The organism is Microbacterium aureliae, assembly GCF_054780155.1.
In genome coordinates this window covers 44,586-65,530 of sequence record NZ_BAAGWW010000001.1, presented here as the reverse complement: position 1 = coordinate 65,530, position 20,945 = coordinate 44,586, and the positions used below count along the sequence as shown (strand labels likewise).

The 20,945-nt window shown below is 73.1% G+C and carries 20 protein-coding genes and 1 tRNA gene; 5 read left to right on the top strand and 16 right to left on the bottom strand.

Annotated features, from left to right (window positions below):
- Positions 1–11 precede the first annotated feature (11 nt).
- The 8 genes from ACYVF4_RS00350 to ACYVF4_RS00315 all read right to left on the bottom strand — a co-directional run bounded on the left by ACYVF4_RS00350 (position 12) and on the right by ACYVF4_RS00315 (position 8,346).
- A complete protein-coding gene (locus ACYVF4_RS00350; protein WP_460718638.1) occupies positions 12–2,516 on the bottom strand; it encodes a DEAD/DEAH box helicase in 2,505 nt (834 codons plus the stop codon).
- A complete protein-coding gene (gene tatC / locus ACYVF4_RS00345; protein WP_460720697.1) occupies positions 2,513–3,271 on the bottom strand; it encodes a twin-arginine translocase subunit TatC in 759 nt (252 codons plus the stop codon). Before tatC ends, ACYVF4_RS00350 begins: the two co-directional genes overlap by 4 nt.
- Before the next feature lie 65 nt (positions 3,272–3,336).
- Positions 3,337–3,603 carry a Sec-independent protein translocase subunit TatA gene (tatA, locus tag ACYVF4_RS00340; RefSeq protein ID WP_460718636.1) on the bottom strand — a complete coding sequence of 89 codons (267 nt, stop codon included), beginning with the start codon at positions 3,601–3,603 and terminating at the stop codon, positions 3,337–3,339.
- 90 nt (positions 3,604–3,693) lie between these two features.
- The gene (locus ACYVF4_RS00335; protein ID WP_460718634.1) at positions 3,694–4,659 is read right to left on the bottom strand and encodes a helix-turn-helix transcriptional regulator; all 966 of its coding nucleotides are present in this window, start codon (positions 4,657–4,659) and stop codon (positions 3,694–3,696) included.
- Complete coding sequence (locus ACYVF4_RS00330; protein WP_460718632.1) at positions 4,656–5,654, bottom strand: helix-turn-helix transcriptional regulator; 999 nt, start codon at positions 5,652–5,654, stop codon at positions 4,656–4,658. Before ACYVF4_RS00330 ends, ACYVF4_RS00335 begins: the two co-directional genes overlap by 4 nt.
- 41 nt (positions 5,655–5,695) lie before the next feature.
- Positions 5,696–6,655: an FKBP-type peptidyl-prolyl cis-trans isomerase gene (locus tag ACYVF4_RS00325; RefSeq protein WP_460718630.1), complete on the bottom strand. Its 960-nt coding sequence runs from the start codon at positions 6,653–6,655 to the stop codon at positions 5,696–5,698.
- A 9-nt stretch (positions 6,656–6,664) separates the two neighbouring features.
- The gene (locus ACYVF4_RS00320) at positions 6,665–7,681 is read right to left on the bottom strand and encodes a tRNA (adenine-N1)-methyltransferase (RefSeq protein WP_460718628.1); all 1,017 of its coding nucleotides are present in this window, start codon (positions 7,679–7,681) and stop codon (positions 6,665–6,667) included.
- Complete coding sequence (locus ACYVF4_RS00315) at positions 7,678–8,346, bottom strand: HAD family hydrolase (RefSeq protein WP_460720695.1); 669 nt, start codon at positions 8,344–8,346, stop codon at positions 7,678–7,680. The genes ACYVF4_RS00320 and ACYVF4_RS00315 overlap by 4 nt, the downstream gene beginning before the upstream one ends.
- A 146-nt stretch (positions 8,347–8,492) precedes the next feature.
- On the opposite strand from ACYVF4_RS00315, the gene ACYVF4_RS00310 reads away from it, so the two are divergent.
- Complete coding sequence (locus ACYVF4_RS00310; RefSeq protein ID WP_460718626.1) at positions 8,493–9,356, top strand: PAC2 family protein; 864 nt, start codon at positions 8,493–8,495, stop codon at positions 9,354–9,356.
- Between the two features lie 18 nt (positions 9,357–9,374).
- Here the strand turns inward: ACYVF4_RS00310 and ACYVF4_RS00305 are convergent, their stop codons facing one another.
- Entirely contained in the window at positions 9,375–10,199 is an 825-nt protein-coding gene (locus ACYVF4_RS00305; protein WP_460718624.1) for an undecaprenyl-diphosphate phosphatase, read from the bottom strand.
- A 43-nt stretch (positions 10,200–10,242) separates the two neighbouring features.
- The gene (locus ACYVF4_RS00300) at positions 10,243–11,544 is read right to left on the bottom strand and encodes a M20/M25/M40 family metallo-hydrolase (protein ID WP_460718622.1); all 1,302 of its coding nucleotides are present in this window, start codon (positions 11,542–11,544) and stop codon (positions 10,243–10,245) included.
- A 266-nt stretch (positions 11,545–11,810) separates the two neighbouring features.
- Here ACYVF4_RS00300 and ACYVF4_RS00295 point away from each other — a divergent pair.
- Positions 11,811–11,895 (top strand) — tRNA-Leu (locus tag ACYVF4_RS00295).
- Between the two features lie 54 nt (positions 11,896–11,949).
- Here the strand turns inward: ACYVF4_RS00295 and ACYVF4_RS00290 are convergent.
- The gene (locus ACYVF4_RS00290) at positions 11,950–13,038 is read right to left on the bottom strand and encodes a VIT1/CCC1 transporter family protein (RefSeq protein ID WP_460718620.1); all 1,089 of its coding nucleotides are present in this window, start codon (positions 13,036–13,038) and stop codon (positions 11,950–11,952) included.
- Between the two features lie 117 nt (positions 13,039–13,155).
- Entirely contained in the window at positions 13,156–15,012 is a 1,857-nt protein-coding gene (locus ACYVF4_RS00285; RefSeq protein WP_460718618.1) for a DEAD/DEAH box helicase, read from the bottom strand.
- 122 nt (positions 15,013–15,134) lie between these two features.
- Here ACYVF4_RS00285 and ACYVF4_RS00280 point away from each other — a divergent pair, with 122 nt between their 5' ends.
- Positions 15,135–16,001 carry an SGNH/GDSL hydrolase family protein gene (locus tag ACYVF4_RS00280; RefSeq protein ID WP_460718616.1) on the top strand — a complete coding sequence of 289 codons (867 nt, stop codon included), beginning with the start codon at positions 15,135–15,137 and terminating at the stop codon, positions 15,999–16,001.
- 3 nt (positions 16,002–16,004) lie between these two features.
- Here the strand turns inward: ACYVF4_RS00280 and ACYVF4_RS00275 are convergent, their stop codons facing one another.
- Complete coding sequence (locus tag ACYVF4_RS00275) at positions 16,005–16,814, bottom strand: TrmH family RNA methyltransferase (protein WP_460718614.1); 810 nt, start codon at positions 16,812–16,814, stop codon at positions 16,005–16,007.
- Positions 16,815–16,885: 71 nt separating this feature from the next.
- Here ACYVF4_RS00275 and ACYVF4_RS00270 point away from each other — a divergent pair, with 71 nt between their 5' ends.
- Together ACYVF4_RS00270 and ACYVF4_RS00265 are read left to right on the top strand one after the other, a co-directional pair.
- Positions 16,886–17,755 (top strand): Sir2 family NAD-dependent protein deacetylase, encoded by an 870-nt coding sequence (locus ACYVF4_RS00270; RefSeq protein WP_460718612.1) that lies wholly within the window; start codon positions 16,886–16,888, stop codon positions 17,753–17,755.
- A gap of 70 nt (positions 17,756–17,825) precedes the next feature.
- Positions 17,826–18,434, top strand: coding sequence for a histidine phosphatase family protein (locus tag ACYVF4_RS00265; protein WP_460718610.1), 609 nt, complete (start codon positions 17,826–17,828; stop codon positions 18,432–18,434).
- Positions 18,435–18,438: 4 nt separating this feature from the next.
- Here the strand turns inward: ACYVF4_RS00265 and ACYVF4_RS00260 are convergent, their stop codons facing one another.
- Genes ACYVF4_RS00260 through ACYVF4_RS00250 form a run of 3 tightly spaced genes read right to left on the bottom strand, consistent with a single transcriptional unit; the run spans position 18,439 to position 20,933 of the window.
- A complete protein-coding gene (locus tag ACYVF4_RS00260; protein WP_460718608.1) occupies positions 18,439–19,251 on the bottom strand; it encodes an HpcH/HpaI aldolase/citrate lyase family protein in 813 nt (270 codons plus the stop codon).
- Positions 19,248–19,751, bottom strand: coding sequence for a MaoC family dehydratase (locus ACYVF4_RS00255; protein WP_460718606.1), 504 nt, complete (start codon positions 19,749–19,751; stop codon positions 19,248–19,250). Before ACYVF4_RS00255 ends, ACYVF4_RS00260 begins: the two co-directional genes overlap by 4 nt.
- Positions 19,752–19,760: 9 nt before the next feature.
- Complete coding sequence (locus tag ACYVF4_RS00250) at positions 19,761–20,933, bottom strand: acyl-CoA dehydrogenase family protein (protein WP_460718604.1); 1,173 nt, start codon at positions 20,931–20,933, stop codon at positions 19,761–19,763.
- Positions 20,934–20,945 lie beyond the last annotated feature (12 nt).

Here is a 20,945-nt window from a genome sequence, read left to right as displayed (position 1 = left end):
GCTCTGACCGCTCACAGCGAGCTGTACGCGACGATGCCCCGCCGCACCTGGTCGAGGGCGCGCCGCGCGGTCTGCGCGAGCTCGGCGGGCGCCACGAGGGACAGCTGGTCGAGCAGGTCGATGGTCTGCTTCGTCCACCGGACGAAGTCACCGGCGGCCATGTCGGCGTCGGCGAGCACGCGGTCAAGCGCCGCACCCCGCGCCCAGCCGTGCATGGCCTGCACGAGCCCCGTCGCGATGGGCTCGGACCCGGGCAGCCGGTGGTCGCGCTCGAGGTCGTCCAGCCGCTGCCACAGGTCCTCGGTGGCGGCGAGGGCCGGCCGCAGGGGTCCGCGCGGCAGGCGGTGCTCGCCCGGGCCGGCCTCGTCACGACGGGGCTCGTAGACCAGCGCGCACGCGAGGGCGGCCAGCGACGCGGCATCCAGGTCCCGCCACAGTCCCAGGCGCAGGCTCTCGGCCACGAGCAGGTCGCGCTCGCCGTAGATGCGGCGCATCGTGCGACCGGCCTCGGTCAGGGTCACCGCCCCGTGCTCGTCGGTGCGGACGTAGTCCAGCGCCGTCAGGACGTCCACGACGCGGTCGAACACGCGTGCCACGGTTCCGGTGCGCGTGTCGATCTGGCGCCGCGTGCGCTCGATCTCGCGGCGCAGCTTCTCGTGCCGCTCCGCCCAGCGCGCGTGCAGCTCGTGGTCGGGGCACTGATGGCACGGATGCCGCTGCATACGCTTGCGCAGCCCCGCGATCTCGCGCAGGCGCGCGTCCCGGGTCGCCCGCGAGGCGCCGGCATCCTTGCGGTTGAGCTTCTCGGCGTCGCTGAGCGCGCGGCGGATGCCGGCGTACTCCTCGAAGTCGCCGCGATCGCACGTCATCGCCGCGGCGTAGCCGGCGAGGGACTCCTCCTTCTCGCGCACCTGCCGGGCAAGGCCCACCACGGCGCGATCGGCCTGGAACTGCGCGAAGGAGGATTCCAGCACCTCGCGCGCCCGCGGCCGGCCGAACTGGTCGATGAGGTTCACGGCCATGTTGTAGGTCGGGCGGAAGCTGGAGTTCAGCGGGTAGGTGCGGCGCGAGGCGAGGGCGGCGACCGCCTGCGGGTCCAGCCCCTCGGTCCACTGCACCACGGCATGGCCCTCGACGTCGATCCCGCGCCGGCCGGCGCGGCCGGTCAGCTGGGTGTACTCCCCCGACGTGATCGCCACGCGCGCCTCGCCGTTGAACTTCTCGAGCTTCTCGAGGACGACGGTGCGCGCGGGCATGTTGATCCCGAGCGCGAGGGTCTCGGTGGCGAAGACGACGCGAACCAGCTTCCGCTGGAACAGCTCCTCGACGACCTCTTTGAACGCCGGCAGCAGGCCGGCGTGATGGGAGGCGACGCCCCGTTCGAGGTTGTCGAGCCACTCGTAGTAGCCGAGGACGGCGAGATCCTCGTCGGGCAGCGTGCGGGTGCGCTCCTCGACGATGGCACGGATCTCGAGGCGCTCCTCGTGCGAGGTCAGCCGCAGGCCCGAGCGCCGCACCTGCTGGACGGCGGCGTCGCAGCCGGCACGGCTGAAGATGAAGAAGATCGCGGGCAGCAGGTTCGATCTGCCCAGGAGCTCGACGACGTCGGGGCGGTCGAGCCGCTCGATGCGCCGGACGTTGGAGGGGCGCACCGGGCGCCTACCCCCGCGCTGCGGGCGCCGGGAGGAGTGGCCGTCGCGGTGGGCGGCGCTGCGGGACGCCTGCGCGCTGCGGTTGCCTTCGAAGGCCGGGCCCTTGAAGGAGCGCAGGCGCATGAGCTCCTGGTTGACCTGGGCGGTGGCGATGCCCGCGCGGTCGTCGAAGAGGGGCAGCAGGTCGCCGCGCACCAGGACGTGCTGCTCCAGCGGCACCGGGCGGGTCTCCGAAACGATGACCTCGGTGTCGCCGCGGACGGCGTCCAGCCAGTCGCCGAACTCCTCGGCGTTGGACACCGTCGCCGACAGCGACACCAGCCGCACCGACGGCGGCAGGTGGATGATGACCTCCTCCCACACCGCGCCGCGGAACCGGTCGGCGAGGTAGTGGACCTCGTCCATGATCACGTAGCGCAGCCCGCGCAGCGCCGGGGAGTCGGCGTAGAGCATGTTGCGCAGGACCTCGGTGGTCATCACCACGATGCGCGCGGAGCCGTTGATGTTGGTGTCGCCGGTGAGCAGCCCCACCTGATCGGCGCCGTAGACGTCCTGGAGCTCGCGGAACTTCTGGTTCGACAGCGCCTTCATCGGCGTGGTGTAGAACGCCTTGTCGCCGGCGGCGCCGGGCTCCTGCATGGCGAGGTGGATCGCGAACTCGCCGACGATCGTCTTGCCCGCCCCCGTGGGCGCGGCCACCAGCACGCTGCGACCGGCCTCGAGCGCCCGGCATCCGGCCAGCTGGAACGGGTCGAGCTCGAACCGCTGGGCCGCGGCGAAGGCGGCGGTCAGCGGATGGCTGCGCGCGTCCTCGCCGGCCTGCCGGGCCCGCGCGTAGCGATCGGCGGGGCCCGGTCCGCTCATGCGCCCGCCTCGGGGGGCAGCAGCGTCGCCGCACGCTTCGCGCGGCGGCGGTCGAAGAGCAGCGACAGGCCGCCGGCGGCGAAGAAGAGCACGGTCAGGATGCCGGCGAGCATCAGCATGCTCACGACGTCGGCCGCGGGGGTGGCCAGGGCGGCGAAGGTGGTGGCGATGAGGATCGCCACCCGCCAGCCTTTGAGGATCGCCCGGCCGGACATGATGCCGGCGACGTTGAGGGCGACCAGGAACACCGGCAGGACGAAGGCGACGCCGATGACGACCATCAGCTTGAACACGAAGTCGTAGTACTCGGCGGCGTTGTAGAAGTTCACGCCGCCCTCGGGGGTGAACCCCCACATCAGCTCGATCACGTGCGGGACGATGAGGACCCCCACCCAGCAGCCGGCGAAGAACAGCGGCACCGCGGCGGCGACGAAGCTGATCGTGTAGCGGATCTCTTTGCGGGTGAGGCCGGGCATGATGAACGCCCAGATCTGCCAGAGCCACACCGGCGCAGACAGGAAGATGCCGATCGAGAAGGCGATCCGCATGCGCATGTCGAACGCGCTGGTGACGTTGGTGAAGTTCAGCGCCGAGAACTCGTCGCCGCGACGCTCGGTGATCTCACGGATGGGCCCGGTGATCCAGTGGATGATCGGGTCGGTGATGATGAACGCGACCACCATCCCCACGACGAGGGCGAGGGCGGCGAACATGAGCCGGCGGCGCAGCTCGATCAGGTGCGCCCCGAGCGACATCCGCTTGTCGCGCCGCGGGACGTCGGGCTCCTCGGTCCGCGGCGGCCCGGCGGTGACCACCGGCCTCAGGCGCGGTTGTCCGCGGAACCGTCGCCGGGCGGCGGCGGCGTGACCGAGGGCGTGGCGTCGGGTGTCGCGGCGGTGCGGCCGTCGGCGGACGTGGAGCCGGCGGATGCGGCATCCTCGTCCTTCATGGCCTTCATCTCGCCCTTGAAGACGCGGGCGGACTGCCCGACGCTCTTGGCGAGGGCCGGAAGCTTGGCCGCACCGAAGAGCAGGAGGATCACGGCGAGCAGGATCAGCAGGTGCCAGCCGTTGAGGTTGCCGAACATGGTGCGCTCCGTCTTCTTGCCAACAGGGTGGTGCCAGTCTAATCACGCCCGGCGCGGATGCCGCGGGATCGCCCGAACCGCCCGTGAACGTCAGGCGTACAGCGCGAGGCCCGCGGCCGCCCAGTCCGCGGCCGCGCGGCGGGCTCCCGCGGGTTCGAGGATCTCGACGTCACCGCCGCGTCGCGCGGCGAGCCGCCGCAGACTCGCCTCGTCGGCGATGCGCAGGGTCGCCACGGTCGTCCCGTCGGCAGCGGACTCGATCGTCGCCCGCTCGAGGTAGTCGCCCACCAGCGGCGCGAGCGCGCTGGGGAACCGCAAGCGGGCCACGACGTCACCCTCACCCGGCTGGAACCAGTCCGGCACCGGCTCCTCGCCGTGGGTGCTGGCGACGTCGGTGAGGGCGAGGTCGCTGACCCGGTCCAGGTGGAAGGTGCGCATCGCCTGCCGCAGGTGGCACCACCCCTGCAGGTACCACTGGCCGTCGGCGATGTGGACCTTGACGGGGTCCACCGTCCGCGTCGTGGGAGCGGCATCGGGCGCACGGTACGTGAACGAGACCGCGACACCGCGGCGGAGGGCGTCCGCGACGGCGTCGCGGACGGCGTCGACGGGCCCCGGGGCGACGATGACCTCGGGCGGCGCGCTGGCCGCTCCGCGCGCGAGCTTGGCCAGCAGCCCCGCGAACACCTCGGTGTCGCCGACCCCTGGGATCGCCCGGGCCAGCTGCAGCCCGGCCAGGAGCGCGGCGGCCTCGCGCGCGCTCAGGCGCGGCGTCCGCTCCAGCCCGACCGCGTTCGTGATGACGATGGCGTCCTGCTGGTCCAGCAGGTCCCAGTCGATGTCGAAGAGGTCGTTGGCCATCTGCCAGTAGCCGCCGTCGCCGGGGAGGCCGATCACCGTCAGGCTCTCGACCATGGACCGCATCTGCTCGGGCGTGACGTCGAACTCCGCGGCCGCCTCGGCCAGCGACACCTCGCCCTTGCCGACGAGATAGGGCACGAGCTGCAGCAGAAGGGCCGCGCGATCGGTGGCCAGCGGGGCGCGGGCGGCGCTCATCGTCCCCCTCCGTGCACGCTCAGCGCGGCGGTCAGGCGCGCGATGACGGCGTCGCGCAGATCGGGCGGCTCGACGACCCGGACCTCGGGGCCGTACGAGGCGAGCTCGTCGGCGAAGACGTGCAGGTCGACGTACGGCACGTGCACCCCCTGCTCGGCGGGCCGGGCGCGGCGCGCGAGCCGCAGCGCCGCCTCGGTCCCGGGATCCACCTCGAGCAGGGCCGACTGGCGGGCGGCGACCTCTTCGAGTCCGGCCAGCGCCCGCTCCCCCGCGCCGTCGCGGAGCGCCGCATCGAACGTGTCGCGCTCGAGGTCGACGGGACCGACGATGCGGGACAGCAGGAAGGTGCGATCGGCCGCCACCCCGAGGTCGTGGCCGAAGACGTGCCAGCGGGCCTCGTACTCGACGAGCGCGAGCGGCTGCACCCGGCGACGGCGGGGCTCCGCCTCGCCGGGGCGGAAGTACGGGAACGAGACCACGCGGCACTGCTCGATGGCGCGGTGGAGGGGGCCGAACGCCGCCTCCCGGGCGCTCAGGCGGGGCGAGAAGCCGATGATGGGCGCGTCGACGGCGATCCCGCCGAGCGCGCGGATCTTGCGCAGCCCCGTCCGGGCGTCGCCGGACATCGATCCCTCGCTCCACACCTCGCCGGCGAGGTTCAGCAGCGCGAGCTCGGCGGGGGTGAAGTCGATGTCCTCGGGCAGCTCGTACTCGGCGGTGGGCACGCGGTAGCGCGCCTCGCGCAGGTCGTCCGGATCGGCCCAGTCCCCGATCGTCTGGATGGGCACCCCCATCCGTCGCAGGTTCTCCTTGTCGCGCTCGAACATCTTCTCGAGCGCGTCCCGCGATGCACCGGACTCGCCCTGCTCGCGATAGCCCGAGACCGAGGCCAGGATGGTGTCCTTCGTGATCCCCTGGTCGGTCGCCATGAGGGCGACCACGAGGTTCACCAGCCGCTCTTCGGGCGGGATCTTCGCAGGGACGTTCGCGGGCACCCCCTCATCCTAGGTCGGCGGGGGCGGGGAGCCCGGGTGGCTCAGGCGGCGGGTTCGTCCAGACCCAGGATGTCGATCACGAACACCAGCGTCGATCCCGCGGGGATCGCGCCCTGCTCGGCGTCGCCGTACCCCAGCTCGGGCGGGATGACCACCATCACCTGGGATCCGACGCGCTGCCCTTCCAGGGCCTGCGCGAACCCGGGGACCACGCCGTCGAGCGTGAGCGAGGCGGGGGCGGAGTCCCACGTGCTGTCGAACACCTCGCGATCGGCCCACGTCACGCCGGTGTAGTGCACGCGGACGGGGACGTCGCCGGTGACCTCCTCGCCGTCGCCCTCGATAAGGGTCTGGACGACGAGGTCCTCGGGCGCATCGCCGTCGGGGACGATGATGCCCGGCCGCCCGTCGGGGGCGCGCACGACCGACGGCACGCCGTTTCCGGCGTTGAAGCGCAGCCCGCCCTCGGCGTGGGGCAGGTACACCTTGCGGACGTCGATGACCGCGACCGCCGAGTCGTCCTCGCCGATGCCGAGCCCCTGGGCCGTGCGCTCCTCGATGTCGCCGGGAGCCAGCGCGACGGCGACCCGCGTACCCTCGGCGGCGCACTCCAGCGCGTCCTCGAAGCCGGGGAAGGATGCCGTCCACTGCGTGAGCGGGATGGGGCTGGAGTAGTTGCCGTCGTACGGGGTGCTGACGATCAGGTCGCCGGTCTCACCGCTGACGAGCGTGACGTCGAGGACGGCCAGCTGCTCGTCGGAGCGGATGGGGGTGCCGGTGCCCGTCTCGACGTCGCGGAAGGCCGTCGCCTGGGTGTGGAACGGCGCGTAGACCGACACATCGGGCACGTTGTCGACGGGTCCCGAGACCGTGATCAGGTCGGTGGCGGGGGCCGAGGCGGCCGGCCGCGGGCAGTCCCCCGCGGTCCCGGGCAGCGAGCAGCCGGTCAGGCCGACCGCGGCGAGGGCGACGACCGAGGAGGCAGCGAGGATCTTGCGCACCGTGACAGTCTAGAGCGACGCCTCGGCGGATCCGTCCCCGGCCTCGCCTGCGGCGGCCAGCCGGGCGCCGTCGGCGGCGCGCTGCGCCTCGCGGACGCGCTTGCGCAGGTTCTTGTCGGTGATCTGGCGGTCTCCGACCGCCCCCGGGGTCCACAGCTCGACGTCCTCGTCGCCGTAGCTGGATTTCGACGCCCGGCGCTTGACCTCCGGCGGCACGGCTCCCGGCGCGAGGCGCCTGGCCCACACCAGGAAGCCGGTGTGGGCGACCATGCGGTGGTCCGGCCGCACGGCCAGGCCCTCGACGTGCCAGCCGCGCACCATCGTCTCGTTGGCGTCGGGCTCGGTGAACAGCCCGGTGCCGCGGATGTACTCCGCCACCCGGCTCAGCTGCGTCGCCGTGGCGACGTAGCAGACGACCACGCCACCGGGCGCGAGGGCGTCGGCCACGACGTCGATGCACTCCCACGGGGCGAGCATGTCCAGCACGACACGATCGACGGATGCCGGTGCCACCGCCTGCGGGAGCGACTCCACGAGGTCGCCGACGACGACCTCCCAGTTGCCGGGCACTCCGCCCGTGAACGTCTCGACGTTCGCCCGCGCGACCTCGGCGAACTCCTCGCGGCGCTCGAACGACACCAGCCGGCCGTCGGCGCCGACGGCGCGCAGCAGCCAGAGCGACAGCGCGCCCGAGCCGACGCCGGCCTCGACGACCGTCGCCCCCGGGAAGACGTCCGCCTGCGCGAGGATCTGCGCGGCATCCTTCGGGTAGACGATCGCCGCGCCCCGCGGCATCGACATGACGAAGTCGCGCAGCAGCGGCCGGAGGGCGAGGTACTCGTGGCCGGCGCTGTTGGCGACGACCGAGCCGTCCGGCTGGCCGATGAGGGCGCTGTGGCGGAGCACGCCGTGGTGGGTGTGCAGCTCGCCGTCCTCGCGCAGGGTGACGGTGTGCAGGCGGTTCTTGGGGCCTGTCAGCTGGACGCGGTCGCCGACGCGGAACGGTCCTCGGGGCTGCGCGGTCATCGGGTGTGCTCCTTCTCGGCACGGGCGGCGATGTGCTCGAGGTGCGCGGCGTGCACCGCGGCGAGGTCGGCGGGGGTGCGTCCGGCGAGAGTGGGCCACAGCACGTGGGCGCCGGCGCCCTCGAGCGAGACCATGAGCGGCACGCCCACCGCCGTGGCGCCCGAGGCGACGGCGGAGCGGAGGCCGTTCGGGGAGTCCTCGATGGCGACCACCTGGTCGGGGGTCACCCCGAGCGTCTCGCACGCCTTCAGGTAGGGGTCGGGGTAGGGCTTGGGGCGGGTGACGTCGTCGCCGGCGACGACGACGTCGAACGCGTCGAAGTCGATCAGGTCGACGACGGACTGCGCCATCCGCCGCATCGACATCGTCACCAGGGCGGTCTTGACGCCCGCCTCGCGCAGCGCCGCGAGCAGCTCGCGGGCGCCCGGGCGGAAGGGGACGCCGTCGGCGCGCAGCCGCCGCATGACCTCGTCGGTGAGGTGGTCGACGATCTCGTGCGTGCCCATCCGCACGCCGGCCTCCTGCAGGATGCGCGCGGAGTCCTCGAGCCCGAGGCCCACCATCGCCAGGCCCTGCTCGTGAGACCACGTACCGCCGAAGCTCTCGACGAGCGGCGTCTCGGCGGCCATCCAGTACGGCTCGGTGTCGACGAGGGTGCCGTCCATGTCCCATAGGACGGCGGCGAGGGTTCCAGGCGGGGTCACCCGCCCATGCTACGGGGGCGCGGCGGCGGCGGACTGCGCGCCGGACCCGCCGGACGGTCGCGACGCCTATCCTGGTGTGAACCCCCGCCGGGGGCGGAGGAGGTCGCGTGAACGGACTGGGTCGCAGGGTGCTGGTCGCCGCGTTCGACGGATGGAACGACGCCGGCGAGGCCGCGTCCTCCGCCATCGGGCAGCTGCGCGACGAGGGCTCCTACGAACCGGTGTTCTCGGTCGACCCCGAGCTGTACTTCGACTACCAGTACACGCGCCCGAGCATCTCCACCGACCCCGAGGGCAAACGGGTGCTGACCTGGCCCTCGGCCACCCTGCTGCGGCCGACCGAGGACGCCGGGGGGACGCAGCTGTGGCTGCTGACGGGCGTGGAGCCCGCCCGCGCGTGGCAGGCGTTCGCGGCGGAGTTCATCGACGTCGCCCTGCGGGAGGACATCACCGGCTTCGTCTCGATGGGCTCGATGATGTCGGACGTCCCGCACACCCGGCCCATCTCGGTCTTCGCCGGCAGCGACAACGAGCAGCTGCGGGTGAGCCACGGGCTCGAGAAGAGCACGTACGAGGGCCCCGTCGGCATCCTGAGCGTGCTGGGACACGCCGCCGACGCCGCCGGCATCCCGACAGCGAGTCTGTGGGCGAGCGTGCCGCACTACGTCGCGGGCCACACCCCGTCGCCCAAGGCGACCCTCGCGCTGCTGGACCGCCTCGAGGACCTCACCGGCGCCGACGTCCCCCGCGGGTCGCTCGCCGTCGACGCCGCCGCGTGGGAGGCGTCCATCGACGCAGCAGCCGCGGACGACGAAGAGATGACGGAGTACATCCGCCAGCTCGAGCGCACGCGCGACACGTGGGACTCCCCCGAGGCGTCCGGCGACGCCATCGCCCAGGAGTTCGAGCGCTACCTCCGGCGCGGCGGAGAAGGGCCCCACAAGCCCGGCCGCGACGACCCGCGCCGCTGAACCGGCGACGCCGCGCGCTCAGTACGCCTGCAGCACGCCCATGCTCAGCAGCACGAGCAGCAGCGACCCGAGCGCGACGCGGTAGATCACGAACGGCAGGAAGCTGTGCTTCGAGATCCACCGCATGAAGAACGCGATGACGGCCAGCGCCACCACGAAGGCGACGAGGGTGGCCGCCGCGGTCTCGCCGAGCGTGAACAGCGCCGGCTCGTTCCAGCTCTTCACGAGCTGGTAGAACCCCGAGCCGAAGACGGCCGGGATCGCCAGCAGGAACGCGTAACGGGCGGCGGCGGCGCGCTCGTAGCCCATGAACAGGCCCGCCGTGATCGTGCCCCCGGATCGTGAGACGCCCGGGATGAGGGCGAGCGACTGCGCGAACCCGTAGACCACGCCGTGCCCGACCGTGAGGTCGTTGAGCCGGCGTTTCTTGGCTCCGACCATGTCGGCGATCCCCAGCAGCACGCCGAAGAAGATCAGCATCCCCGCCACGAGCCACAGGGAGCGCAGCGTCGTCTCGATCTGGTCCTGGAACAGCAGGCCGAACACGACGATCGGGATGCTGCCGACGATGATCAGCCACCCCATGCGCGCATCGGGGTCGTTCCGCGGCACGCGGCCGGTGAGCGACCGGAACCAGCTGCCGATGATGCGGACGATGTCGCGCCAGAAGAACACCACGACGGCGGCCTCGGTGCCGATCTGGGTGATGGCGGTGAAGGCGGCGCCGGGGTCCTGCGCGCTCGGCAGGAACTCGCCGAGGATCCGCAGATGCGCGCTCGACGAGATCGGCAGGAACTCGGTGAGTCCCTGCACCAGGCCGAGGATGATCGCCTCGATCAGCATGCAGTGCCTTTCGTGAGGGATGCCGGGGGCCCGGCATCCGCTGTCAGTACGTGCGGAGCAGGTCGGTGAGCACCGACTGTCCGAAGACGAGGGCGTCCAGCGGCACGCGCTCGTCGACGCCGTGGAACATGCCCGTGAAGTCCAGGCCCGCGGGCAGCCGCAGCGGCGCGAAGCCGTAGCCGGCGATGCCGAGCGCGGCGAGGGCCTTGTTGTCGGTCCCGCCGCCCATGAGGTACGGCACGACCGGGACGCCGGGGTCGTGGCGGCCGAGGGCCGCCACCATCGCGTCGACCAGGTCGCCGGCGAAGGGGACCTCGAGGCCGATGTCGGCGTGGACGATCTCGACCTCGACGCCCGGCCCGACGATGCGGCGGATGTCGGCGAGGGCGGACTCCTCGGTCCCCGGAAGGACGCGCACGTCGATGAGCGCCTCGGCGCGATCGGGGATCACGTTGTGCTTGTACCCCGCGGTGAGGCCGGTGGGGTTGGTCGTGGTGCGCAGCGTCGAGCGCAGGAAGCCCGCGGCCGGCCCGGCGGCGCGGGCGACGGCATCCGGATCGGCGGGGTCGCCGCCGGTGAGCGCCGCGAGGCCGTCGACCATCTGCCGCGTGGTGTCGGTGAGCGTGACGGGCCACTCCGTCCGCCCGAGCGCGGCGACGGCCTCGGCCAGGGCGGTGACGGCGTTGTCGGCGTGCACGCTCGAGCCGTGGGCGGCGCGGCCGCGGGCGACGAGGCGGATCCACACCAGCGCCTTCTCGCCCACCTGCAGCAGGTAGGCGCGCCGGCCGCCGGCGTCGATGGAGTATCCGCCGACTTCGCTGATCGCCTCGGTCGCCCCGGCGAACCACTCCGGGCGATCGCGCACGACGAGCGCCGAGCCCTCGATGCCGCCGTTCTCCTCGTCGGCGAAGAAGGTCACGATGACGTCGCGCTCGGGCTGCTCGCCGGCCCGCAGCAGGTCGGCGACCGAGGTGAGGATCATGGCGTCCATGTCCTTCATGTCCACGGCGCCCCGGCCCCACAGCATCCCGTCTCTGATCTCGCCGGCGAACGGGTCGACCGACCAGTCCTCGGCGACGGCGGGGACGACGTCGAGGTGGCCGTGCAGGACGAGCGCGGGCTTGTCCGGGTTGCGGCCGGGAATGCGGGCGCAGACGTTCGTGCGCCGCGGGATCGGCTCGTAGTACTCGGGGCGAAGGCCGAGCCCGCGCAGGTACTCCCCCACGTATTCGGCGGCTTCGCGCTCGCCGGCGGCGCGACCGCCGCCGTGGTTGGTGGTGTCGAACCGGATGAGGTCGCGGGCGATGCGCACGACCTCGGGCAGCGTCGATTCGGGCGAGGGCATGCCGACCAACCTACCCGCCCTCCCCCTGCGCCCTCTCCCCCTTCCCTGCCCCGCACCGCACCGGCAGGGCACCCCGACCGCGCACCGCCACCCTGACCCCCACCCCCGCACGGATCACGTGATGCGCACGAGATCACCCGCTGCGTACCGCGAATACCGGGTGCGTTCGTGCAGATCACGTGATGTGGTGGAGGGGGCGGGGCGATTCGGTCGGGGGGCGGGGACGTGGTAGTGTCGATCCTCGGTTGCGAAACCGAAAACCACCTGCGCGGGTGGCGGAATAGGTAGACGCGCTAGCTTGAGGTGCTAGTGCCCGTATAGGGCGTGGGGGTTCAAGTCCCCCCTCGCGCACAGAATGGAAAAGGCCCCGGTCACCGGGGCCTTTTTCGTTTCCGGATGCCGGTCTCAGGCGACGCTGACACCGAAGGCGAGTCCGAGGGCGTAGGTGATCGCGGCCGCGCCGAACCCGATCGCCAGCTGCCGAAGCGCGCGTCGCAGCGGCGCGGCGCCCGAGAGCAGGCCCACCATGGCGCCGGTGGCCAGCAGCGCGACGCCGACGAGGACGAGCGCGAGGACGACGGCGGCGAACCCCGAGAGCCCGAACAGCCACGGCAGCACCGGGATGATCGCCCCCGACGCGAAGAACAGGAAGCTCGAGGTGGCGGCGCCCATCGCCCCGCCCACGACGTCGTGGTCGTCACCGGACTCGTCGTGCCGGCGGTACGGTCCGGGCCCCTCTGCGGCGCGGGCCTCGGCGAGGACGAGGCCCGCGCGCTCGTGCGCGTCGGCCTCGCTCATCCCCCGCGTGCGGTAGACCAGCGCGAGCTCGTTGGCGTCGAGGTCCAGGTCCGGCAGGACGTGGTCGGCGTCGTTGTTCGGCTGGGTCGCCGCGAGGAGCTCCCGCTGGGAGCGGACCGAGACGAACTCCCCGGCCCCCATCGAGAGCGCGCCGGCGAGCAGTCCCGCGATGCCCGAGAAGAGCACGAACTGGGGGGCGACGCCGGTGGCGCCGATGCCGAGGACGAGGGCGAGGTTGGAGACCAGGCCGTCGTTGGCGCCGAACACCGCGGCGCGGAAGGTTCCGGACAGGCGGCGGCGCCCGCGCGCGGCGAGGCCCCGCACGACCTCCTGGTGGATGCGCTCGTCGGCGGCCATGGCGGCCGTGGCGTGCGGGTCGTCGGCGTACGGGGAGCGTCCCTCGGCGTTCTGCGCGAGGGCGAGGACGAAGATCGAGCCGAAGCGGCGGGCCATCCAGCCGAGCAGCCGCGTGCGCATGTCCGGTCTGGGCAGCCGGTCCGGCTCCCCGCCGAGCAGTTCCAGCCAGTGCGCCTCGTGGCGTCCCTCGGCGTCGGCCAGGGCGGTGAGGATCGCCCGCTCCTCGCCCTCGCGGCGGGCGGCGAGTTCGCGGTACACGCGCGCCTCGGCGCGCTCGTTCACGAGGTGCTGCGCCCACCGACGGCGGTCACGGGCGACGGGGACGGCGGGCGCGCTCACAGGGACTCCGAATCGAAGCGGACGGGGAAGGGGACGCCTTCACGCTACTTTCCGCCCGCGCCCGCAACCCGTCGGATCCGCGGATTGCCAGCATTTCGGATCCCCGAACGACCCGCCTCAGGCCCGTACCCGCGAACGCAGCGTGTCGATGCGCGACTGCAGCTGTGCGACCGTCGCGTGCGAGACCGCGGGGCCGCCGCACACGCGCCGCAGCTCGGCGTGGATCGCCCCGTGCGGCTCGCCCGACTGTCGCGCGTACAGCCCGACGAGGCTGTTCAGCAGCTGCCGCTGCTCCTTCAGCGTGCGATGCAGGGCGGCCGGGGGCGCGGGCGCCGACGGCGCCTCGCCCGCGGCCTCGCGCGCCTCGCGGGCGTGCCGGTGGCGTCCCTGCCGGGCCTGCCGCTGCATGAGCAGCTCGTGGACGTGCTCGGGTTCGAGCAGACCCGGCAGTCCCAGGAACTCCTCCTCTTCGGGGGTGCCCGGCACGGCGAGCTGCCCGAACTCGCGTCCGTCGTACAGCACGCGGTCGAAGTGCGCGAGCGAGCCGAGCGCCTGGTAGCTGAACTCCTCGGTGAGGGCGTCGGATGCCGACTCCTCGCGCTCGGCGGCGTCGAGCAGGTCGTCGTCCAGCCCGTCGTCGTCGCCGTCGCTCTCGCGGTCCAGCGCGTGATCGCGCTGCCGCTCCATCTCGCCGGCAAGGGCCAGCAGCTGCGGCACGTGCGGCAGGAACACGCTCGCCGTCTCGCCGCGGCGGCGGGCGCGGACGAAACGCCCGATGGCCTGGGCGAAGAACAGCGGCGTCGACGCCGACGTCGCGTACACGCCGACGGCCAGTCGGGGCACATCCACGCCCTCGGACACCATGCGCACCGCCACCATCCAGCGGCTGGTGCCCGCCGAGAACTCCTCGATGCGCGAGGACGCCTCGGCCTCGTCCGACAGCACCACCGTCGGCTGCTCGCCGGTGATCTCGCGCAGGATCGCGGCGTACGCCCGCGCGGCGGTCTGATCCGTCGCGATCACGAGCCCCCCGGCATCCGGGATCTGCTCGCGCACCTCGCTCAGGCGGCGGTCCGCCGAGCGCAGCACCGCGGGGATCCACTCCCCCTCCGGATCCAGCGCCGTCCGCCACGCCTGCGACGTGATGTCCTTGGTGTTGTCCTGCCCGAGCTGGGCCTCCATCTCGTCGCCGGCCTTCGTGCGCCACCGCATCTGACCGGCGTACACCAGGAAGATCACCGGCCGGACAACGCCGTCCTCGAGCGCGCGCCCGTAGCCGTAGCTGTAGTCGGTGCGCGAGAGGCGGATCCCCTTGTCGTCGGGGTGGTACTCCACGAACGGGATGGGGGCGGTGTCGCTGCGGAACGGCGTGCCCGACAGCAGCAGCCGCCGCGTCGCCCGGCCGTACGCCTCGCGCAGGGCGTCGCCCCAGCTGAGTGCGTCGCCGCCGTGGTGCACCTCGTCGAGGATGACGAGCGTGCGCTTGTCGAGCACGAGGCGCTGATGCACCGACGCCTTCACCGCGACCTGGGCGTAGGTCACGGCGACGCCGTGGAAGTGGCGCGCAGGGGCGGAGTGCCGGTTGCTGAAGGCGGGATCCAGCCGGATCGACACGCGTGCGGCGGCATCGGCCCACTGCGTCTTGAGGTGCTCGGTGGGGGCGACCACGACGATGCGCTCGACCACCCGGCGACGAAGCAGCTCGGTCGCCAGACGCAGGGCGAACGTGGTCTTGCCGGCCCCGGGGGTCGCCGCGGCGAGGAAGTCGCGGGGGCCGGCGCCCTCGCCGTCGGGACCGTCCATGCCGAAGTACTGGTCCAGCGCCTCGGCCTGCCACGCGCGCAGCCGCTGCGCCGTGCCCCACGGGGCGCGCTGCGGGTACGACGGCGACAGATGCTCGGCGGCGAAGCTGCCGAGGTGCGGCGCGCCGGCCGCGGCGGCCTCCGGATGGACGTCGGCCTGCTCCACCGGCATCCCCCCTCCCGCGTTCGACAGCGAGAACCCACCCTAGGCGAAACCTCCCCCACCGGCCGCGCGGCCGGGCCGCCGCACGCCTCGTCGCTAGGCTGGGGAGAGGTCACGAACCGAGGAAGAGAATGCCCACGAGCGAATCCGCGCGCACCCCGTACGTCCCCAACGCCCAGCCCCATCCGTGGCGGCGCTACGTGGCGATCGGCGACTCGTTCACCGAGGGCATCGGCGACCCGGAGCCCTCGTCGCCCGGCGGTCACCGCGGATGGGCCGACCGCGTGGCCGAGGTGCTCTCGTCCTCGGTCGACGATTTCGCGTACGCGAACCTCGCCGTCCGCGGCAAGCTGATCGGCCAGATCGTCCAGACGCAGGTCGAGCCCGCGCTGGCGCTCAAGCCGGACCTGGTGACGTTCTCGGCGGGCGGCAACGACGTCATCCGCCCGTCCTCCGACCCCGACGCCGTCGCTGAGCAGTTCGAGGATGCCGTCGTGCGGCTGGGTTCGGAGGGCGCCACCGTCGTGGTGTTCACCGGCATCGACACGAACTTCACCCCCGTCTTCCGCGGCATCCGCGGCAAGGTCGCGATCTACAACGAGAACATCCGGGCGATCGCCGAGAAGCACGACTGCATCGTCGCCGACCAGTGGGCGCTGAAAGAGATCCAGGACGCGCGCTTCTTCGACGACGACCGGCTGCACCTCAACGCCCTCGGTCATCACGAGGTGGCACGCATGGTGCTTCGCACCCTCAACGTCCCCAACGATCTGCAGCCGATGCAGCCGGGGGTCCTGCCGCAGCGCACGTGGCGGCAGGCCCGGGCCCACGACCTGGTGTGGGCGCGCGAGTACTTCGTGCCGTGGGTGCTGCGGCGGCTGCGCCACCAGTCGTCCGGGGACGACATCACCGCCAAGCGGCCGGACGTCTCCCCCGTGCTGCTGCGGACGATCGACACGCCGTCGGACGCGCCTGCCGGCGACGGCGACGGCGACTGATCCCTAGCGCGCCCGCAGCTCCCACAGGACGACGGCACTGGCCGCGGCGACGTTGAGGGAGTCCACGTCCCCGGCCATCGGGATGGTCACGACGACGTCGGCGGCGGCCAGCGCCGCGCGCGAGAGCCCGTCGCCCTCGGCACCGAACAGCAGCGCCACGCGCTCGGGACGCCGCGCGGAGTAGTCCGCCAGCGACGCCGCGTCGTCGGCGAGCGCGAGGGCCGCCAGCTCGAACCCCGCCGCGGCGAGCACGTCGCGCGCGGCGGGCCACTCGGGGAGCCGGGTCCACGGCACCTGGAAGACCGTCCCCATGCTCACGCGGACGCTGCGGCGGTACAGCGGGTCGGCGCACCGCGGGCCGATGAGGACCGCGTCGGCGCCGAGTCCGGCCGCCGCGCGGAAGATGGCGCCGACGTTGGTGTGGTCCACGATCTCGTCGAGCACCACCACCGTCCGCGCTCCCGCCAGGATCGCGGCCGGCTCGGGCAGGACGGGACGGTGCATTGCGGCCAGCACGCCGCGGTGCACGGCGTAGCCGGTGAGCTGCTCGGCGATCTCGGCGCTGACGACGTACACCGGCACGTCGCGCCCGGTCAGCAGCCGCTCGGCATCGGGCAGCCACTTCTCTTGCACGAGCACGGACCGCGGCACGTGACCGGCCCGCAGGGCCCGCTGCAGCACCTTGGCGGACTCGGCGATGTACAGGCCCTCGGCCGGCTCGCGCACGCGGCGCAAGGCCACGTCGGTGAGGTCGCGGTAGTCCGCCAGCCGCGGGTCGCCGGCGTCGGTCACCGACTGGGGGGACGTCGTCATCGCTCCACTCTGCCAGCCGTAACCTGCCCGAAAAGCGCGACGCCTACACTCGGAGGGTCGAGAGGGGGCAGATGTCCACGGGATCGCCTCCGGCCGCGCTCGCGACCGGGCACGACGCGGCCGTCGCCGACGCCGTCCAGCGCGCGATCGACGCCCTCGCCGGCCGGCGGATCGCGGTGCTCACCGGCGCCGGCGTGTCCACAGACTCCGGCATCCCCGACTATCGCGGCAAGGGCGCACCGGTGCGCACCCCCATGACCGTCGAGCAGTTCCTCGGAAGCGACGCCGCGCGGCGCCGGTACTGGGTCGGCAGTCATCTGGGGTGGCGCACCTTCGCCGCGGCGGAGCCCAATCTCGGGCACCGCGCGCTCGCGCGCCTCGAGGAGCGGGGGCTCGCCACCGGGGTCATCACCCAGAACGTCGACGGCCTGCACGTGCGCGCCGGCAGCCGCCGCGTCGTGGAGCTCCACGGCACCATGCGGCGGGTCTTCTGCACGCGCTGCGGCCAGGTGTTCGACCGGCGCGACCTCGCGGTCCGCGTCGAGACCGAGAACCCGTGGATCGCCGTGCCGGAGTCCGTGGCGCTCGGTCCGGACGGCGACGTCCTCCCCCGGAGCACCGACGGGTTCGTGGTGCCGGCGTGCAGCGTGTGCGACGGCGTCCTCAAGCCCGACGTCGTCTTCTTCGGGGAGTACATCCCGCTCGAGAAGTTCCGCGAGGCCGAGCAGCTGGTGCAGGCCAGCCAGGCGCTCGTGATCGCCGGCAGCTCGCTGGTGGTCAATTCCGGCATCCGCCTGCTGGAGCGGGCGCGTCGCCGGCGCCTGCCCGTGGTGATCGTCAACCGCGGCACCACCCGCGCCGACGCGCGGGCGACGGTCAAGATCGACGCGGGCACGAGCGAAGTGCTCGGGATGCTGGCGGACGCCCTGCCGGCATCGTGAGGCGACCGTGCGGCGGCAGGGCGAGGCGGCAGCGGGCGAGGCGGCGCCGGGCAGGACGTAGGCTCGAAGGGTGACGAGCCTCATCCTGATCCGCCACGGCGAGACCGACTGGAACCGCGACCGGCGCATCCAGGGGGCGACGGACATCCCCCTCAACGACACCGGCCGCCGGCAGGCGCGGGACGCCGCGACCGCGCTGCGGGAGCGCCTGGACCGTGCCGGCCGCGTCGGGATCGTCGCCAGCGACCTCTCGCGTGCCCGCGAGACCGCCGAGATCATCGCCGGCGAGCTGGGTCTGCCGTCGCCGCGGCTGTACCCGCAGCTGCGGGAGCGCGCCTACGGCGAGGCCGAGGGTATGGGGATCGACGAGTTCACCGCCCGCTGGGGCGCGAGCTTCCACGGCGGCGTGCCCGGCGCCGAGGAGCCCGAGGCGCTGCGGCGCCGCGCGCTCGGCGCCCTGCGGCAGGTGGTCCGCGACCTGCGGCGGCTGAGCGCACCCGCGCCGGCGACCCTCCTCGTCGTCGCCCACGGGGGCCTCATCCGAGAGGTGATAGGGCACGCCACCGGCGGCGAGCTGCCGCTGCCCGGCGAGCGGCTCGCCAACGGCTCGGCCCACGAGGTGCTCTACGAGCGCGACCGGCTCAGCCTGCGCTCGTACGCGGCGGTCGCCCCCGTCTGACCGGCTACCGCGCGCGGCCCACCAGCGCGCGGGCGTGCCGCAGCACCGGCTCGTCGACCATGCGCCCCTCGTGGACGAACACCCCCCGCTGTCCCTCGGCTGCGGCGAGGACGCCCCGCGCCCAGGCGAGCGACGCCTCGTCGGGCCGGTAGGCCTCGCGGATCACGTCGACCTGACCCGGGTGGATGCACGCGGTGGCGTGGAATCCGGATGCCGCGGCGTCGGCCGCCTCGAGCGCCAGGCCCTTCCTGTCGGCGATGTCGAGGTGCACGGCATCGATCGCCGCCTTGCCGTGCGCGCCGGCGGCCAGCAGCACGCGCGAGCGGGCGGTCCGCGCGACGTCGCGGTAGCGGCCGGTCGGCGTGCGGCTGGAGAAGCCGCCGAGCGAGGCCACGAGGTCCTCGGCGCCCCACATCAGGGCGACGACGTTGTCGAGCGCCGCGAGCTTCTCGGCCGCCAGGACGCCCCGCGCCGTCTCGCACAGCGCGACCACCGCGAAGCGCCCGTCGATGCGCCGGGCGGCCTTTGCGGACTCGGCCTTGGCCAGCATGATCATGCGGTAGTCGGTCTGCGAGAGGGTGGCGAGGTCGGCCTCGTGCTCGGGGGTCCCCACGGGGTTCACCCGCACGATGACGCGCGCCGGGTCGAGGTCGGATTCGATGAGCGCGCCGCGGGCGGCGGCCTTGGCGCCGGGGGCGACGGCGTCCTCGAGGTCGAGGATGACCGCATCGGCCCGCTCCGCCGCGGTGCGGTAGCGGTCGGGACGGTCGGCCGGGCAGAAGAGGATCGCCGGCCCGAGCTCGAACGGCGCGCTCATCCGGCCGCCTCCGCGGACGCGGCATCGGCGGGTGCGGCATCCCGGCACCACATCAGCGCGACCCGGGTCGCCGTGGCGACGACCTCGCCGCGCTGGTTGCGGCCGGTGTGCCGCATCGTCACGATGCCCTGCCCCGGCCGCGAGGCGGACAGGCGGGTCTGGACGATCTCGGTCTCGGTGTACAGCGTGTCTCCGTGGAAGAGCGGCGCCGGAAACGCGATGTCGCTGAGGCCCAGCTGCGCCACGAGGGTCCCCTGCGTGATCTGCGAGACAGAAGCGCCGACCATCGTCGCGAGGGTCCACATGGAATTCATGAGCCGCTGGCCGAAGGGCTGCGTCTCGGCGTGGGCCGCGTCGAGGTGCAGCGCCTGCGTGTTCATGGTCAGGGACGAGAACAGCACGTTGTCGGCTTCGGTCGCCGTCCGGCCGGGGCGGTGCAGGAAGCGGTCGCCGGGGGTCAGCTCCTCGACGTAGCGGCCGCGCTGGACGATGTCGCTCACGCTGTCACGCTACCCGTCGAGCCCGAGCGCCCGCGAGATCACCAGCAGCTGCACCTCGGACGTGCCCTCGCCGATCTCGAGGATCTTCGAGTCGCGGTAGTGGCGGGCGACGGGGTACTCGTTCATGAAGCCGTTGCCGCCGAAGATCTGCGTCGCGTCGCGGGCGTTGTCCATGGCCGCGTCGCTCGCGGCGAGCTTGGCAATGGCCGCCGCCTCTTTGAAGGGCTTGCCGGCATCGCGCAGGCGGGCGGCATGATGCCACGCGAGCCTCGCGGTGTGCACGCGCGCCCGCATCCGGGCGATCATGAACTGGATGCCCTGCCTGCCCGACAGCGGCGCCCCGAAGACCGATCGCGACGCGGCGTAGTCGACGGCCGCCTCGAGGCACCCCTCCGCCGCGCCCACCCCCAGCGCGGCGATGGCGATGCGGCCCTCGTCGAGGATGTGCAGGAAGTTGGCGAACCCGCGCCCGCGCTCGCCCAGCAGGTTGGCCGCGGGGACGCGGACGTCGTCGAACGAGAGAGGATGGGTGTCCGAGGCGTGCCAGCCGACCTTGTCGTACGCGGGCCCGACGGTGAACCCGGGGGTGCCGCTCGGGACGATGATCGTCGAGATCTCCTTGCGGCCGTCGGCGCCGCTGCCGGTCACCGCCGTCACCGTGACGAAGCGCGTGATGTCGGTACCGGAGTTGGTGATGAACTGCTTCGACCCGTTGACGACCCACTCGTCGCCGTCCAGGCGCGCCGTCGTCCGGGTCGCCCCGGCGTCGCTGCCCGCCTCGGGTTCGGTGAGCCCGAAGCCGGCGAGGGCGCGACCCTCGAGCAGGTCGGGCAGCAGCTCGGCCTTCTGCGCGTCGGTGCCGAAGCGGTGGATCGGCATCGCGCCCAGGCTCACCCCGGCTTCGAGGGTGATCGCGATGGACTGGTCGACGCGGGCGAGCGCCTCGACCACCAGGCACAGCGCGAAGTAGTCGCCGCCCTGACCGCCCACCTCCTCGGGGAAGGGCAGGCCGAACAGGCCGAGCTCCCCCATCTGCGCGACGACGTCCAGCGGCAGCGTCTTCGTGCGGTCCGCCTCGTAGGACACCGGCGCGACGACCTCGTCGGCGAAGGCGCGCACCATCGCGGCGAGCTCGCGCTCGGTGTCGTCCAGCTCGTAACCCGACAGACTCTGGCGTTCCATGGTTCTCCTCGG